Origin of the sequence: Shivajiella indica (genome assembly GCF_042683085.1) — a bacterium.
Taxonomy (GTDB): Bacteria; Bacteroidota; Bacteroidia; order Cytophagales; family Cyclobacteriaceae; genus Shivajiella; species Shivajiella indica.
Map to the genome: position 1 here is coordinate 145838 of NZ_JBHUIV010000025.1, position 16555 is coordinate 162392.

Annotated in this window: 14 protein-coding genes; all 14 read left to right on the forward strand. The window is 34.6% G+C overall.

What is annotated here, in order from left to right; all coding sequences use genetic code 11:
* Window positions 1–104: 104 nt before the first annotated feature.
* The 14 genes from ACFSKV_RS17060 to ACFSKV_RS17125 all read left to right on the forward strand — a co-directional run bounded on the left by ACFSKV_RS17060 (window position 105) and on the right by ACFSKV_RS17125 (window position 16555).
* Window positions 105–1031 carry a ribose-phosphate pyrophosphokinase gene (locus tag ACFSKV_RS17060; RefSeq protein ID WP_380806423.1) on the forward strand — a complete coding sequence of 309 codons (927 nt, stop codon included), beginning with the start codon at window positions 105–107 and terminating at the stop codon, window positions 1029–1031.
* Between the two features lie 530 nt (window positions 1032–1561).
* The gene (locus ACFSKV_RS17065) at window positions 1562–2347 is read left to right on the forward strand and encodes a polysaccharide biosynthesis/export family protein (protein ID WP_380805484.1); all 786 of its coding nucleotides are present in this window, start codon (window positions 1562–1564) and stop codon (window positions 2345–2347) included.
* A 21-nt stretch (window positions 2348–2368) separates the two neighbouring features.
* Window positions 2369–4729 (forward strand): GumC family protein, encoded by a 2361-nt coding sequence (locus ACFSKV_RS17070; protein ID WP_380805485.1) that lies wholly within the window; start codon window positions 2369–2371, stop codon window positions 4727–4729.
* Between the two features lie 22 nt (window positions 4730–4751).
* Entirely contained in the window at window positions 4752–5771 is a 1020-nt protein-coding gene (locus tag ACFSKV_RS17075; protein WP_380805487.1) for a DUF354 domain-containing protein, read from the forward strand.
* Between the two features lie 43 nt (window positions 5772–5814).
* On the forward strand, window positions 5815–6597 hold the full coding sequence (gene rfbF, locus ACFSKV_RS17080) for a glucose-1-phosphate cytidylyltransferase (protein ID WP_380805489.1): 783 nt from the start codon (window positions 5815–5817) through the stop codon (window positions 6595–6597).
* Between the two features lie 28 nt (window positions 6598–6625).
* Complete coding sequence (locus ACFSKV_RS17085) at window positions 6626–7675, forward strand: NAD-dependent epimerase/dehydratase family protein (protein WP_380805492.1); 1050 nt, start codon at window positions 6626–6628, stop codon at window positions 7673–7675.
* Between the two features lie 7 nt (window positions 7676–7682).
* On the forward strand, window positions 7683–8210 hold the full coding sequence (gene rfbC / locus ACFSKV_RS17090; protein WP_380805494.1) for a dTDP-4-dehydrorhamnose 3,5-epimerase: 528 nt from the start codon (window positions 7683–7685) through the stop codon (window positions 8208–8210).
* Window positions 8211–8221: 11 nt separating this feature from the next.
* Window positions 8222–9517, forward strand: a complete 1296-nt coding sequence (locus ACFSKV_RS17095; RefSeq protein WP_380805496.1) for an NAD(P)H-dependent oxidoreductase — start codon at window positions 8222–8224, stop codon at window positions 9515–9517.
* 132 nt (window positions 9518–9649) lie between these two features.
* On the forward strand, window positions 9650–11068 hold the full coding sequence (locus tag ACFSKV_RS17100) for a polysaccharide biosynthesis protein (protein WP_380805498.1): 1419 nt from the start codon (window positions 9650–9652) through the stop codon (window positions 11066–11068).
* Window positions 11065–11487, forward strand: coding sequence for a M67 family metallopeptidase (locus ACFSKV_RS17105; protein ID WP_380805501.1), 423 nt, complete (start codon window positions 11065–11067; stop codon window positions 11485–11487). Before ACFSKV_RS17100 ends, ACFSKV_RS17105 begins: the two co-directional genes overlap by 4 nt.
* Window positions 11488–11491: 4 nt before the next feature.
* Window positions 11492–12913, forward strand: a complete 1422-nt coding sequence (gene moeB / locus ACFSKV_RS17110) for a molybdopterin-synthase adenylyltransferase MoeB (protein WP_380805503.1) — start codon at window positions 11492–11494, stop codon at window positions 12911–12913.
* Between the two features lie 26 nt (window positions 12914–12939).
* A complete protein-coding gene (locus ACFSKV_RS17115; protein WP_380805505.1) occupies window positions 12940–13851 on the forward strand; it encodes a glycosyltransferase in 912 nt (303 codons plus the stop codon).
* Between the two features lie 27 nt (window positions 13852–13878).
* Window positions 13879–15285, forward strand: coding sequence for an oligosaccharide flippase family protein (locus ACFSKV_RS17120; RefSeq protein ID WP_380805508.1), 1407 nt, complete (start codon window positions 13879–13881; stop codon window positions 15283–15285).
* Complete coding sequence (locus ACFSKV_RS17125) at window positions 15278–16555, forward strand: hypothetical protein (protein WP_380805510.1); 1278 nt, start codon at window positions 15278–15280, stop codon at window positions 16553–16555. The genes ACFSKV_RS17120 and ACFSKV_RS17125 overlap by 8 nt, the downstream gene beginning before the upstream one ends.

Sequence of the window (16555 nt, forward strand, 5' to 3'; positions counted from 1 at the left end):
GAGTCATTATTTTTATATACGGTTTAAATTAAATCTTAATGCAGCCAAAATTAATTACCTTTGCACAAAGAACTTCTCAAACTACTTAAAGACAATAATAAATGATGACAGAGGTCAAACTCTTCTCAGGCACCTATAGCCAAGCCTTATCTGAAAAAATTGCAAAGCATTACGGGAAAAAACTCGGGGATCTTACTATTTCAAAATTCAGTGATGGAGAAATGTCTCCCAGTTATAATGAATCAGTAAGAGGATGTACTGTATTTTTGATACAGTCAACGATGCCTTCAGCGGATAATTTATTGGAATTATGCTTAATGATAGATGCAGCCAAAAGGGCAAGTGCATATAAAGTATGTGCTGTAATTCCCTATTATGGATATGCGAGGCAGGACAGGAAAGATAGACCTAGGGTTTCAATTGCAGCCAAATTGATTGCGAACATGCTGACTTCAGCTGGAGCAGACAGGATCATGACCTGCGATTTACATGCCGGCCAAATCCAGGGGTTCTTCGATATTCCTGTAGATCACCTAAACGGTTCAGCCATTTTTGTACCTTACCTGGAAAGATTAGCAACAGAAAACATGATTTTCGCAGCACCTGATGTAGGTGGAGTGGCAAGAGCAAGATCTTATGCCAAACATTTTGAAGTCGAAATGGTCGTTTGTGACAAACATAGGAAAAGAGCTAATGAAGTAGCTTCCATGCAGGTAATCGGAGACGTGGAAGGACGTGATGTAGTATTAGTGGATGACCTGGTGGATACGGCCGGTACCTTATGTAAAGCCGCTCAAATCATTATGGATAAAGGAGCAAAATCGGTAAGGGCAATAGCCACTCATGGAGTGCTTTCCGGAAATGCTTATAATAATCTTGAAAATTCAGTTCTTCAAGAGCTTGTTATTACTGATACCATTCCCCTTAAACAAGCTTCCTCAAAAATCAGGGTCCTTACTGTGGCTGACCTTTTTTCAAAGGCCATTCATGCTGTTACAGGAAATACTTCTATAAGCTCCCTATTTATTTAAGATAAACAAACTTTTAGAGACTTTTGAATTTAATTTTAAACTCTAAAAGTTTGCTTTTTCACTTAAGTTTTCTTTATATTTCGACAAAATTTTTACCTAATAAAATGTAAAAACACTTATATTTTGTTCGGACAAAAAATATTGCATTTGCTAATATTTAAATCGGATTTCATTTTGTCAGAAATTCGTAAATTAAATGCAACTTGTTCAAATATAGGTGGAATTAGTGTTCGATGCAGTTAAAATAAAACTAATAAATTAAACGAAAAAAATATTTACATACTTTAAAAAAAGTTTTTTACATATAAATTTTTGCATTATAAATAATTTCCTTATTATTGCCTCAGGAATTCAAAAACAAACTTCCTTTTAATTGGTGATTCAATATATTTACCTTTGATTATCAATTAATTGCAATTTATTTTAACCCAACGGTAGCCTTTAAGCACAAAATTTATTGTGACTGAGCGGGCGAAGCTGTAACTAGAACTGAATTTTGTTTGTATATTCAGTTTTAATTAATTTACATCATGAAAAAATTCTTTATCGTTAGTGTTTTATCCTTATTGTTTTCCTCTTGCGCACAAAGGAACCTTGTTTATTTCAGTGATATTGACCCTTATTCAGATTTCACAGTCCCATTAAGTCAATCCAATGAGCCTAGGATTCAAATCGATGATTTATTAAGTATAACAGTAACCAGTCTCAATGCAGAATCCAATATGTTATTTAATGTGGGGGTGCTTATGCCTTCAGGAGACAGAAATAACACAGTAGTTTCCAATCCAATCAATGAAAACTATTTAGTGGATAAAAGTGGAAACATCAACTATCCTGTAATTGGATTAATCAAATTAGAGGGCCTTACCAAGCAGGAAGCAATTAACAAAATGGCCGGCCTTTTGAATGAATATGTGAAAGACCCTATTATCAATATAAGGTTTATGAACTTTAAAGTGACGGTTATCGGAGAGGTCCAAAGGCCAAATTCTTTTGTTATCCCAACCGAGAAAATAACCGTCCTGGAGGCTCTTGGTCTTGCAGGAGATATGACTGCTTATGGAAAAAGGGAAAATGTCTTGGTTATCCGTGAAATTGACGGAGTCCGAACCGCCTCCAGGATCAATCTAAATGAAAAAGGAGTTCTTAATTCACCTTATTACTATCTACAACAGAACGATATCGTTTACGTTGAACCTTATAAAACAAAGGCAATCCAAGCAGATGCCAACCCACAAAAAATCGCCGTAATACTTGCCGCCATTAACTTAACTATTGTAGTTTTATTCCAGCTAAGGTGGTTGAATAATAATTAATACGATAATAAAAATTTCAAAATGGATATTTCAGAATTATTAAAGGAGCTCGAGGAAGAGGAAAATAAAAAATCTGCAAAAGGACCGGTCAATTTTAAATATATCTTAAAAAAATATACCAAACATTGGCATTGGTTTTTAATCAGTGTTTTGGTCTGTGGAATTTCTGCATATGCCATCGCTTATTTTTCTACCCCACAATATCTTATCAGCAGTAGCCTTGTGATCAAGGATCAAAAAAAGGGATCTGATTTTACTTCCAACATGCTATTGGATGGCTCCGCTGCTTCAAGAAATATGTATGTGGTAGAAAATGAAGCAGAAGTATTCAAATCTGAAAGTTTGATGATCAAGGCCTGTCAGGAATTGAATTTCAACCATGCATTTTGGAAGCCAAACGGCCCATTTAGGTGGAAGGAAATTTATGACTGGGAAGTTCCTGTAGTTTTGACTGTTCACGAAAGAAGAACTGATTTTTTTGAAGAAATTGACGACAATACTGTAAAGATCAAAATATTGAATGATAGTTCCTTTGAATTAGAAACTCCGGAAGGAGAAAAAAAGATAGCGAAATTTGGTGAAAAATTACAGAATTTTTACGGCACCTTTTCAATCGAAAAAAATGAAACTTATGCTACTTTTTTAGATAATCACCTGAATCCTATAAAAATTGCATTTTATGACCCAATAGCTGTTGGAAAATACTTTGCTTATAACTTATCAGCAGATGTGGTCAATAAGCAGGCCAGTGTTATAGAATTATTCTTACACGCTGAACATCCAGAGAGAGGGGTCAAGGTCCTAAACAAACTCATAGAACTCTACAATAGAGAAACTGAGGATGAAAAAAATCAAATTGCTAGAAATACAATTGCATTTATAGATGAACAACTACAGGAATTGGGTTCAGAGCTGAAGGCAATTGAAAAAGAAGCTGAACAATACAAACTCAATTATTCAATTACAGATGTGGGTGCTGAATCTGAACTTTATTTAGAAAGTACAACAGCCAATAGGCAGCAAATCAGTGCTTTGAGCGTTCAAATTGACGTACTGGAATCTATCGAAGATTATATCACAAGAGATGAAAATAATTTTCAAATGGTTCCAAGTACCTTAAATATTGATGATCAAACTTTATCAGAGTTGATTGCAAACTTCAATACTCTACAAAGGCAAAGAGAAGGTATGTTAAGGACAACCCAACCGAACAATCCCATTGTCCAAAACTTAAATCAACAATTAACAAGCTTGAAAATAAGTATACTGGAAAACATCAAAAATATCAAAAACGGTTTAATGATTTCCAGAAACAGCTTAATGGCTACTGCAAGTCAGTTCCAAAGCAGAGCTTCCAAAGTTCCAACCATTGAGCGGGAATTACTGGATATCAACAGGAATCAATCAATCAAGCAGGATCATTATCTTTTGTTGACCCAAAAAAGAGAAGAAGCTATGCTGACTTTAGCGGCTACGTCCAGTAACTCTAAAGTCATTGATCCACCAAGTGCTTATGATAAGCCGGTGAAACCGAAAAAAACATTAATCTATATATTTGGTATCTTCTTAGGGCTTGGTATCCCATTTGGATTTATCTATGTGAAAGATTTGATGGATGATACCATAAGATTAAAGTCTGATGTTCAACACTTAACATCCACCCAAATTTTAGGAGAAATTTCCAATAACAAAGAGAATTTGGGAATTCTCGCACTAAGGCCCGGGAAAAAAACATTAATTGCTGAGCAATTCAGGTTTATCCGGTCTAATCTGGCTCCGATAATTTTTAAAACCAAAGGAAAAGTGATCATGGTTTCTTCAGGAATGAGCGGTGAGGGAAAAACATTTTTTAGTCTAAATCTTGCCGTAAGTTTTGCCTTGACTGGAAAGAAGGTAGCGTTACTCGAAATGGACTTGAGAAAACCTGCTCTATTATCTGCGTTGAAAATTAAAGCAAAACGGGGTATTTCGGATTTATTAAGGGAAAATAAAAGTGATGTGCACTCCATCATCCATAAATTGCATAATAATGAAAATGTAGATCTAATCGGATGTGGATCAATTCCTGAAAATCCTTCAGAATTGCTTGCCAATCCTACTCTTTTCGAGATTATAGAAAAGTTAAAGGAAAGTCATGATTATCTCATCATTGATACGGCTCCGGTAGGATTAGTTTCAGATTCCTTTATGTTATCGGAGATTTCTGATCTCACCATCTTCATGGTGAGATGTAATTACACCACTAAGGCTCAAATCCATACCATTGAAGATATCAGAAAAAACAAACGCTTTAAAAACCCAATGATAGTATTGAATGATGCTGAAATGGAAATTACCTATGGCTATGGACCAAAATACGCCGCAGGTTATTATAAGGCCTAATATTTGACACAATTTTTATTCTATGAAAATCTGGATTGATTTTATTAATACCCCTCAGGTAAGTTTTTTTGAACCATTTATTAAAAAACTGGAAAATGAAGGCCATGAGTTTATACTAACTTGTCGTGATTCTTCAAATACAGTTGATTTGCTTAAACAAAAAGGCTGGTCGCATACCATCATCGGAGACAGAGTAGAGAAATCTTTGCTCAAAAAACTATTTGCATTTCCGATTAGGGTTTTGAATTTAATTAAATTCATAAAAATCACCAAACCAGATGTAGCGATAGGACAAAGCAGTTTTTATTTACCTCTAGCAAGTAAAGTTGTTGGTGTAAATTCAATATATACCAATGATAACGAACATGCTTTGGGAAATATTCCAAGTTTTTTGTTTGCTAGTAACATATTCCTTCCTGAAAATTTATCCATATCGAAAGCAATCAAACAAGGGGCATCAAAGAAAAAAATTAAACAATACCCAGGAATTAAGGAAGGGGTTTACTTATGGGAAAAAGGTATGGAAATCCAAGAGGCAAGGAAGAATACCTCGCAAAAAAAAATTTACATAAGGCCTGAACCTCAAACAGCCCAATATTATTCCGGAAAGGAAAACTTTATGGATGATTTAATCATTGATCTTAAGGACATTTATGAAATCATTATATTAACTAGAGATGTAACTCAAAGAAAACATTACTTAGAAAGTAAATTTGATGGGATTTATGTTCCTGAAAAACCTTTAGATTTTAAATCCATTGCTACCGATTGTTTAATTTTTATAGGTGCAGGAGGTTCAATGACACGAGAAATGGCATTAATGGGCATACCCACCATTTCTGTTTACCAAGGAGAATTATTGGATGTAGACAAATATCTTATTGAGCAGGATCTTATGGTTCATAAACCAGATCTAAACAGGGGATATTTTGAGGATTTTTTAACCAACTCCAAAAATTCAAAGAAAAACCAAGGAGTCCTTCTCGAAAAAGGCAAAGAAGCCTTTGAATTATTTAAGCACACTATTTTAACTTTAAAATAACTAATTCAATTAATTCAAATTTTAAACTAATCTCTTTGTAATAATGAAAGCAGTAATTCTTGCAGGTGGATTTGGCACCAGAATCAGTGAGGAAAGCGGTGTCCGTCCTAAACCTATGGTAGAAATTGGAGGAAAACCAATACTTTGGCATATCATGAAAATTTATTCCGCTAATGGCATCAATGATTTCATCATTTGCTGCGGATATAAAGGACATATCATCAAAGAATATTTTGCGAATTACCATCTCCACAATTCAGATTTTACTATAGATCTTCAGACCAACAACATCAAAGTTCATCATCAAAAATCAGAACCCTGGAATGTCACTTTGGTGGATACCGGTGAAAATGTGATGACTGGTGGAAGAGTGAAAAGAATTAAAGATTATGTTGATAATCAGGCATTTTGTCTAACTTATGGTGATGGTGTGGGAAATGTCAACATCAGGGAAAGTATTGAATTTCATAAGTCCCAAGGTAAAGCTGTGACTATGACAGCGGTACAACAACCTGGAAGATTTGGCGTGTTTACACTTGGAAAAGGCCAAAACCAGGTCAAAGGTTTTCGGGAAAAACCAACTGGTGGAGAAAATGAAAATGCATGGATCAACGGAGGTTTTTTCATTGTAGAACCTAAGGCATTCGAATACCTTGAGGGAGATAATACCGTATGGGAAAAAGAGCCCTTGGAAAAATTGGCCGAAAACGGTGAATTATCAGCATTTAAACATTATGGTTTTTGGCAGCCCATGGATACCTTAAGAGATAAGCAGGTTTTGGAAGATCTTTGGAACAGTAATAAGGCTCCATGGAAAATTTGGTAAAAAGAACAATCATCAATTTTTATAAAAAATGAAAATTTTAATTACAGGAAATATGGGCTATGTAGGCCCTGGAGTAATCCGAAACTTAAGAAGAGCCTATCCTACAGCCCAACTGATAGGATACGATACCGGATATTTTGCAAATTGTCTGACAAATGCAACTTATTTTCCAGATGTTCCATTAGATGAGCAAATTTTTGGGGATGTCCGTGATTTTTCCCCAAGCTTGTTGAAGGGAGTAGATGTGGTGATTTATCTGGCTGCTATTTCAAATGACCCCATGGGTAATAAGTATGAAAAAGTAACTATGGATGTCAACTGTAATGCGGCACTGAAAATGGCTGAAATAGCCAAAAAAGAGGGAGCAAAATCCTTTATTTTTGCATCCAGTTGTAGCATTTATGGGGCGGCTGACGATGCCCCAAAAAGAGAAGAAGATACATTAAATCCTCTGACAGCTTACGCCAGATCAAAGGTTGGGGCGGAACAGGGACTAGAAAAAATTGCAGGTGAAAATTTCTTAGTTACGTGTTTCAGATTTGCTACTGCCTGTGGTTTTTCAAGCAGATTAAGACTGGACTTAGTACTTAATGATTTTGTTGCAGGAGCAATTACTACCAAAGAAATAAGCATTTTGAGCGACGGAACTCCATGGAGACCTCTGATTAATGTTCAGGATATGGCGAGAGCTATAGATTTTGGAGTTCAAAGAACTGCCGCAAATGGAGGAAATTTCTTAGCTGTCAACACAGGTTCTAAATCTTGGAATTACCAAGTTGTAGAGCTGGCGGAAATGGTGGCTCAAATTATTCCAGGAACCAAGGTTTCGGTCAATAAAAATGCTGCTCCTGACAAAAGGTCTTACAAGGTCAATTTTGATTTATTTGAAAAAATTGCTCCAAACCATCAGCCTGAATATGATTTGGAAAAAACTGTAAAGGACCTTTACAATAACCTTACAGCTATGAATTTTACAGATGTAAATTACAGAAAATCAGAGTTTATCAGATTGGAAATCCTAAATAGACTCCAGGAAAAACAAATGCTATCAGAATCATTACATTGGAATTGGAAATAAGAATATTATGATTTTTACAGAAACAAAATTAAAAGGAGCTTTTGAGATTGAAATCAAAAAGCTTGTTGATGAAAGAGGATTTTTTGGAAGATCCTGGTGTGCGAATGAAATGGCAGAACATGGATTAAACCCGAACGTAAGGCAAGCGAATACCTCTTTTACGAAAACAAAGGGATCTATAAGAGGAATGCATTTTCAAGTAGCTCCTTATCAGGAAAGCAAATTGGTAAGATGCACTAAGGGTTCCATTTATGATGTCATCATTGACCTAAGGCCAGACTCACCTACCTTCAAACAATGGATAGGGGTAGAACTTTCCGAGAGAAATTATAAAATGCTTTATGTTCCGGAAGATTTTGCCCATGGATTTATCACATTGGAAGACAATTGCGAAGTAACTTATTTAGTTACCCAGTTTTATACACCGGGAGCGGAAGCAGGAATAAGGTGGAATGATCCTGCGTTTGGAATAGAATGGCCTTTGGACCCCACTGTTATTTCTGAAAAAGATAGAAATCATCCTAACTACTTTTAAATTAATTTGATATGATTATTATAGATACAGCCCTTCAAAAAAGAGCAGAAGAAAACAATCCTGTAAGAGTTGCCATGATTGGTGCAGGTTTTATGGGAAGGGGTATAGCCAACCAAATTATAAATTCAGTTCCAGGAATGGAATTGGTGGCAATATTTAACAGGACTCTCGAAAAAGCCAAAAGAGCATATTCCGAAGCAGGAATTGAAGATTATCACTACGTGGATTCCAAAAACAAATTGGAAGATAACATCAGGACCAATAAATACAGTGTGACTGATAATCCATACATTCTATGCGAGGCCGAAGGAATAGATGCCATTATCGAGGTTACCGGGACCATTGAATTGTCTTCCCATTTAATCCTCAAAGCTTTTGAAAACAAAAAGCATGTCATCTTAATGAATGCTGAAGTCGATGGTACAATCGGACCTATTTTGAAAGTTTATGCCGACAAAGCAGGAGTTGTGCTTACCAATGTGGATGGAGACCAGCCAGGTGTGGAGATGAATCTTTACAGATTTGTAAAATCCATAGGTTTAAAACCGGTAGTTTGTGGAAATATCAAAGGATTACATGATCCCTACAGAAACCCTACTACCCAGGAAGGTTTTGCCAAACAGTGGGGCCAAAATCCGCAAATGGTTACCTCTTTTGCCGATGGTACCAAAATTTCCTTCGAGCAGGCCATTGTAGCCAATGCTACTGGAATGAAAATAGCCAAAAGAGGCATGTTTGGGCCTACTGTTCCAAGTGGCACCCACCTCAAAGATATCGTGCAGGATTTGTATCCTTTAGAAGCTGTTCTAGAAGGTGAAGGAATAGTAGATTATGTTGTTGGAGCAGAACCAGGACCCGGTGTGTTTGTATTAGGAACACATGAAGATCCAAAACAAAAACATTATTTAAACTTATACAAAGTAGGGAAAGGCCCTCTTTATTTGTTCTACAACCCATACCATCTTTGCCATTTTGAAGTTCCTCTTACCGTTGCCCGTGCAGTATTATTCAGAGATGCGGCTGTTACCCCTATTGGAAAGCCAATGGTTGATGTGGTGGCCACAGCAAAAATTGACCTCAAACAGGGTGAGAAAATTGATGGATTAGGAGGATATATGACCTATGGGCTTTGTGAAAACTATGATGTTTCTTTAAAAGAAAATCTTTTACCCATTGGCTTGGCTGAAGGTTGCTTGATTAAAAATGATGTGCCTAAAGACAAAGTATTGACCTATGATGATGTGATTCTACCAGAAAACAGGCTTTCGGATAAATTAAGGGCAGAACAAATCTCCCACTTTGGTTAAGTAATATTTAAAAATTAAATCATAAAAACTGATTTTAAAAATTTCATTTCTTCAAATAATAATTAATCATTCTTTTTTAAGGATTAGCTTTTTATTTGATTAAAATAGTGATAACCTAGTAATATTTTAGCTATGGTAGATTCAATTTTTCAAAAAATCTGGAGCAATTCCCCTTATGTGAAGGAAGAAAATGCTTACAAGCAGTTAGTGGATTTAACCCAAGATCTGATCAAACTTTATGATCAACAGGGAAGATTATCAGAGAATCCCTTTGAACCTTCGAGGAAAAGAACTTTAAGTCTTCCTTTAGAAGAAATTAAGGGGGAGCTTGAAAACAAAATCTGTTTAGTCACAGGAGGTCTCGGTTATGTTGGCAGAACCTTGATAGGAGATTTGTTGAAATTCAATGTTTCCAAAATTTTTATCGTGGACATTAAATCACCCTCTCAACAAATCCAGGCTTTATTTGGAGAAAAAGTCCAATATATTCAATGTGATATAAGGGACGAAAAATTCATAGCTGATTGTATAAAAAATTGCCAACCGGAAATTGTTTTCCATACAGCTGCAATAAGAGACCCTGGATATGCTGAAAATCATATAATAGAGACAGTCCAAACCAATGCTATTGGTACCTGGAACCTCGTAAATGCTTGTGAAAATACCCCTTCAGTGAAAAAATTGGTTTTTTCTTCAACTGGAAAGGCCAGTCGTTATTTAACTGATGAGATCTATGCTTCGACCAAAAAAATCTGTGAAAATATTTTTGACACATTTTCACAGATTGGAAGAATTAATTATGGGATGGTCCGTTTCACGCATATTTATGATAACAGTTTAATGGATCTTGAATTAAGTAATACAGCAGAGACTGGCGATTATGTTCGGATCCATTCCCCTGGAAAATTTGTTACTGCACAAAATTTATCCGAAGCTTCCTATTTGATGCTTAATGCCTTGGTTTACATGGAGCCGAAGCAATGTAATTTTCTCCTGGTAAGATACTTGGAATGGCCTGTTGAAAGTCTTGAAGTTGCTTTATATTACATAAAGAAAAGTGGCAGGAAAATTCCCATAGTATTCAGCGGAAATCCCAAAGGATATAAAGAGAAGTTTTTTAGAGGTCAATTGGATTGGAATAAACCTAGTGAATTAAATCTTTTGATCAACGTTTACGAAAATCAAAAAAGAAAAATCAATAAGGCAGGTGATATCATCATTTCCAGTATAATTCCGGGTAAAAAAGATACTTTATTTGAGTTGATAAAGGATTTAAAAAACAACGAAGATCCAAATAAACTTAAGGAGATTTTATATACAGGTTCTAAAAAATTATTGGAGGAATCCTTGAAAATTGTAAATCCAAAGGACACAGTAAACATTTTAAAATGGGGTATTTCTCCTAAGTTTTTAGAAGCGGAAAAAACAACTATAGATGATTATGGCCATGTTGTCCCGATTTTGGTCAATTCTCTTAAGGATTCAGAATATATTAAAGAGATTCAATCGCTTTTACCTCAACAAAAAGAATTTGTAGAAATCAAAAAATGAAGTTGGTAATTCCCAAAACCATATTGACCAATATTATTTCCCAAGTCGAACTGGTAAATGAAGAATCCTGCGGATTCTTGATCGGGATACAAAGCGAAGATTTTAAATCTATTGAAAATTATATTAAAACAGAGAATATCAGCAAAGAGGATAAAAAAAAACGGTTTGAGATAGCTCCATTAGAATATTTGAAAGCTGAAAACTCAGCTATTTCTAACGGTTGGGATTTATTGGGTATTTACCATACCCATTTGGATTCTGCCCCTATTCCCTCAAAAACTGATTTAAAGTTTGCATTAGAAGGATTTTCATACCTAATAATTTCAATTAACAATCAAAGATTTCATTCCATGAGATCATGGACAATGGATAAGAATAAGTTTTTTAAAGAAGAAAATTTAAAGATTTTAAATGTTTAAAATTATGGCTACAGTTTTTATACCCACACCCCTAAGAAAATTCACCAATAACAATTCAAAATTGGATGTACAAGCAGGTACAATTGGAGAATTATTAGAGAAACTTTCAGAGCAGTACCCGGCCTTAAAAAATTATCTTTTTACGGGTGAAGGTGAAATTCCCTCCTTCTTAAATATTTTTGTGGATGAGGATGACATCAGAAATCTTCAGGAAAAAGATACCTTGATCAAGGAAAACAGTGTGGTAAGCATTGTCCCTGCCATTGCTGGAGGTTCTGATGATGAAATAAGTTTTTCAAAACCCGAGCTTGCACGGTACAATAGACATATAATTATTCCTGAATTCGGATTAGAGGCCCAAAAAAAACTTAAAAAGGCCAAAGTTTTAGTAGTAGGTTCCGGCGGCTTGGGAAGCCCAATGCTTTTATACCTTGCAGCGGCAGGTGTGGGCACTATTGGTATCATTGACTTTGATGTCGTTGATGACAGTAATTTACACCGACAGGTGCTTTTTGGGGTAAATGAAGTTGGAAAACCAAAAGTTGAAGCGGCCAAATGGCGATTGGAACAAATTAACCCCTACATAAATATAGTTGTACATAATGCGCAGCTTTCCTCTCAAAATGCAATGGAAATAATCAAAGATTATGATTTGGTGGCTGATGGTACTGATAACTTTCCTACAAGATATTTGGTTAATGATGCCTGTGTGTTATTGAACAAACCCAATGTCTATGCCTCAATTTTTCAGTTCGAGGGTCAAGTTGCAGTTTTTAATTATACGGATAAAAATGGAGTATTAGGACCTAATTATAGGGACCTATACCCTACTCCACCCCCTCCGGGATTGGTGCCAAATTGCGCAGAAGGTGGTGTTTTGGGAGTATTACCTGGAATCATTGGAAGTTTACAAGCCCTTGAGGTAATCAAAGTAATTACCGGTGTTGGGGAACCATTAAGTGGAAAGCTTTATACTTTTGACGCACTGACATTTCAGTCTAGAACATTTTCTATAAAAAGAAAAGCCTACAATCCACTCAATGGTGAGAACCCTACTATCCATGAATTGGCAGATTATGAACAATTCTGCGGGATGCCTGCTGTGGAGAGAAAAGTGAAGGAAGTCACAGTGGAGGAATTCCAGGATATGAAAAATAGTGGCTTTGATTTCCAATTGATAGATGTCAGAGAAATCCATGAATTTGAGGATTCCAACCTTGAGGGGATATTGATTCCTCTAGCGGAGGTTCTAGAAAAATCACATCTCATTTCAAAAGAAAAACAAGTAATTATCCATTGCAGATCTGGAGCAAGAAGTGCAAAAGCTATCAGAGAACTGGAAGATAAATTTGGATTTGATAACCTTTACAATTTAAAGGGTGGAATATTAGAATACCTTCAGTCTTTTCAGGAAATTAAATCTTGAAAACGCTTATAAATAAGTTTAATATTATGAAGTATACCATAGCTCTTCCTGTGACAAAGACCAGATTCTTAAAAGAAACATTGGAGAGCATTAAAAATCAATCTTTTCAGGATTTTGAATTGATCATTAGGAATAATGGAAAAGACAAAAAAACGAAGGATGAAATAGAATCTATGGTTCAAAGTTGGTTGGAAAAACCAAACGTAAAGTATTTTGTCAGTGAGCAACAGCTCACTATGCCGCAAAATTTCAATCAAATCCTTGATGTTGCCACAGGCGAATATTTTACTGTACTGAGTGATGATGATTTAATTGAGCCTGACTTTCTACTGGAAATTGATAAATTGATTGAACAATACAAAGGAGTTGATGTATTTCACTGTCGGGTGATTATTATTGATGAAAATGGAGAATTTTCAGGTATCTCCGAATTGTGTCCTGAATTTGAAACACAATTGGATTTCGTATATCATAGAATTACCTCAAAAAGACATTTTTATCTTTCGGATTTTGTGGTAAAAACTTCCCCATTAAAAGATATTGGAGGTTTTAATGAAAAATGTAATGGTTGGGGATTAGATGAAATCACCTGGTCAATACTGGCAAAAAAGGGTGTAGCATATGCCAATCAACCCCTTTTAAAATATCGGGTCTTTTCAGGAAATCATACTTTATCAAAAGAAAATTTAAAAAACAGGTTTTTAGATAATGAAATTATTTATGAAACCCAGAAAAAAATAATTGAGGAACATCCATACCCCGCATTATATCCAAAGGATTTCTTATTAGAGCTCAATGAAAAAAGAAAAGGAAAATTGAATGATTTGGTTTTTTCCCAATATTCCCTCTCAGGTTCCTTTTTTGGGAAATTAGGTTTTTATTTGAGGTATCAAAAAAATATTTCAATAAAAAGCCTAATTAGGAACTTAGCCAAATGACTTTTTCAATTTAGAACACTTATTTTCATGTCCTTAATAAGCAAATTACAAAACAACAAAGTATTTAAGAATTTTTCATACCTAACCATAGGCAATGCAGTTTCACAGGTACTTTCCCTGGTCACTGTTCTTAAAATTACCCATTTTTTCACTCCGGATGATTACGGACTTTTTACTTTTATCACTACACAGGGATTACTTTTGCTTGCATTAAGTGAGCTGGGAATCAAACAAATTATCATCAGGGCCATTGCAAGAGATCCTGAAAGAACCAGTGATTTAATTATCAATGGCTCAATCTTAAGATTCCTGTCTGTAACCGGCTTAACTTTAATTTATCTACTTTATAATCATTTTTTTGGCACCCTAGATGCTTTTCAGGTCATTTTGGTGGGTGCATGCGCCATGTCCCATGCTTTCTGGAATATGCTGGAATATGCATTTCTGGGTCATCAAAAAATGCTTTTCCCCTCCCTTCTAAAAATAGCATACAGTATATTATGGTTTACCTCGATTTTTATATTACCGCAAGCCTATTTTTCAGTCAATAATCTAATATATATTTTTATACTTTTAAATGGAGTCCAAGGTGTTGGTTTCGTATTCCTGATCAAGAAGAATAACCTATTAATTGGACCTACCTCAAATTTCTTTAAATCCACGAAAGCCATACTTATTGAAAGTTGGCCTTACTTCAGTGTCATGTTGGTCATGATACCTATCCAATCTTTTCATAATATTTATTTAGAACTCAATTCCACTGTTGATGAAATAGGTTTTTTCAATTTGGCAAGAAGACTTTTAGCGCCAGTTCAAATGGTTTTGGATTATGCGCTGATCGCCGCTTTTCCAAGTCTTTCGGCTCTTTGGATATCGGATAAAAAGAAGTTTTATAGCATCATATCCAATGGCTTTCAATATTTTATGTTAGTAGGATTGGCCTTAACTTTTTTATTTACCTTGTTTGTTGAAGAGATTGTAATTCTACTATTTTCTGAGGCTTATTTGCCCTCAGTTACGGTAACACAAATGCAAGTATGGTTTACCTTTTTAATGGCAGTGAACAGGACTATTTCTATCGTTTTTGGTGCCATCAATGAAGAAAAATTGCTTTTTAAATTATCCATCATCAATGCAGTAATTTCCATTCCTATGTTATATTATGGTAGCCAATTCGGAGCTTATGGCTTATCAGTTGGTTATGTATTATCATTTGCCATTTTGGAGATTTATCTTTGGATAATTTTCACTAAAACAATTCATGTAAAAATAAAGAATGACTTAATAATGTGGTTTTTGGCAATATTATTGTTCATTGTTTCATTCTTTTTCTCTGAATTAAAGTCAATACCTTTTAAATTGTTTTTGGCCATTCTTGTTTTGACTCCAATTTCAATATTTTTATACCGTCAAAAAAAAGTGAAAAATGAGTGAAAGGGTAAAAGGTATTCTATTATTTGTTTTAGTCTTAGTAGCTTTAAGATTTTTTGAAATCCGGTTTGCTGGAGATCTAATTGGAATAAAGATTCCTATTGTAATTCTAACTCTTATTTCTATATATTCCTTAAAGTCTTTTTTTAAATATCAGGGTGGTTTTTCTTTACCCATTCGGTTAATGACTTTTGCAACATTTTTTTCGATAATTATTTCATTATTGGTTTGGGGCCAAAGTATTCCTCAAAGCTTCAGATCTACAGCTATAATTCTAATATATCCTGTATTTTTTCTTCTAAAGGATTACAATTTCAAAACAAGACTAATAGAACAAGTTATACTACTTTTGGGTTTTATTTATGTCGTATTATATTTTTTTCAATTCCAATTTCCTCAGAAAGCTTTTTTCGGATATGCTTTAGGGGCAACAGAGGGAGACTATTCTGACGAAGGTAGAGGTATAATTAGAATAATATTCCCTGGAGCTGGGGTATTTTGGTTAGCAGTATTTATATCAATTTGTAAAATCACTTCAAAAGTAAAAACAGCATATTATCATATAGTCTTTGCCATTTTAGGAATAGTCATCCCTATTCTCCAAGTTATAAGACAACTCGTGGCATTTATAGTTGTACTTTACACTTTCCACTTTGGTGTCCAATTATCCTTAGCAAAAAAGTTATTATTTATAGCTGCTTTTTTTGGAGTAAGTATTTATGTTATAAGTTTAGATTTACCTTTTATCAATTCTTTAGAGGAAACAACAAGAAGAGATACAGAACTGGGGTCAGATTATATACGGGTGGTAGCTGGGAAATATTTTCTTTTTGATTTTTCCGACAATATTTTAAGTCAAATTTTCGGTAATGGATTCCCTAATTACAATAGCAATTATGGTAAAGCTATGTCCAAGTTGACTGGTCAGGGTTATTTTCTTGAGGATATTGGAATCATTGGATTATATACTCAAGCAGGAGTTTTTGCAGTCCTAGCTTGGTTAATAATTTTTTATAAAAGCTTTACAATACCTATTCCAAAGGAATATATGTACTGCAAGTATTATATTTGGATGATTCTTGTCACTTCATTAACATCGGGGTCAATTTTTAATATTCATTTCACTATTAGTAGCGTTTTGGTCTTATACATTTATCATATAGAAAGCCAAAATATTGGAAAAGATAAGTTAAAAAAGTTATTAGTCTATTTGCAAAAGAAAAACATAAGTTTGGAAGAAATCAAAAAAGAATCACCTGCAACTTCAATTTAA

Coding starts and splice junctions, on each gene's coding strand:
- ACFSKV_RS17060 (WP_380806423.1), top strand. CDS start 105: ATGACAGAGGTCAAACTCTTCTCAGGCACCTATAGCCAAGCCTTATCT.
- ACFSKV_RS17065 (WP_380805484.1), top strand. CDS start 1,562: ATGAAAAAATTCTTTATCGTTAGTGTTTTATCCTTATTGTTTTCCTCT.
- ACFSKV_RS17070 (WP_380805485.1), top strand. CDS start 2,369: ATGGATATTTCAGAATTATTAAAGGAGCTCGAGGAAGAGGAAAATAAA.
- ACFSKV_RS17075 (WP_380805487.1), top strand. CDS start 4,752: ATGAAAATCTGGATTGATTTTATTAATACCCCTCAGGTAAGTTTTTTT.
- rfbF (WP_380805489.1), top strand. CDS start 5,815: ATGAAAGCAGTAATTCTTGCAGGTGGATTTGGCACCAGAATCAGTGAG.
- ACFSKV_RS17085 (WP_380805492.1), top strand. CDS start 6,626: ATGAAAATTTTAATTACAGGAAATATGGGCTATGTAGGCCCTGGAGTA.
- rfbC (WP_380805494.1), top strand. CDS start 7,683: ATGATTTTTACAGAAACAAAATTAAAAGGAGCTTTTGAGATTGAAATC.
- ACFSKV_RS17095 (WP_380805496.1), top strand. CDS start 8,222: ATGATTATTATAGATACAGCCCTTCAAAAAAGAGCAGAAGAAAACAAT.
- ACFSKV_RS17100 (WP_380805498.1), top strand. CDS start 9,650: ATGGTAGATTCAATTTTTCAAAAAATCTGGAGCAATTCCCCTTATGTG.
- ACFSKV_RS17105 (WP_380805501.1), top strand. CDS start 11,065: ATGAAGTTGGTAATTCCCAAAACCATATTGACCAATATTATTTCCCAA.
- moeB (WP_380805503.1), top strand. CDS start 11,492: ATGGCTACAGTTTTTATACCCACACCCCTAAGAAAATTCACCAATAAC.
- ACFSKV_RS17115 (WP_380805505.1), top strand. CDS start 12,940: ATGAAGTATACCATAGCTCTTCCTGTGACAAAGACCAGATTCTTAAAA.
- ACFSKV_RS17120 (WP_380805508.1), top strand. CDS start 13,879: ATGTCCTTAATAAGCAAATTACAAAACAACAAAGTATTTAAGAATTTT.
- ACFSKV_RS17125 (WP_380805510.1), top strand. CDS start 15,278: ATGAGTGAAAGGGTAAAAGGTATTCTATTATTTGTTTTAGTCTTAGTA.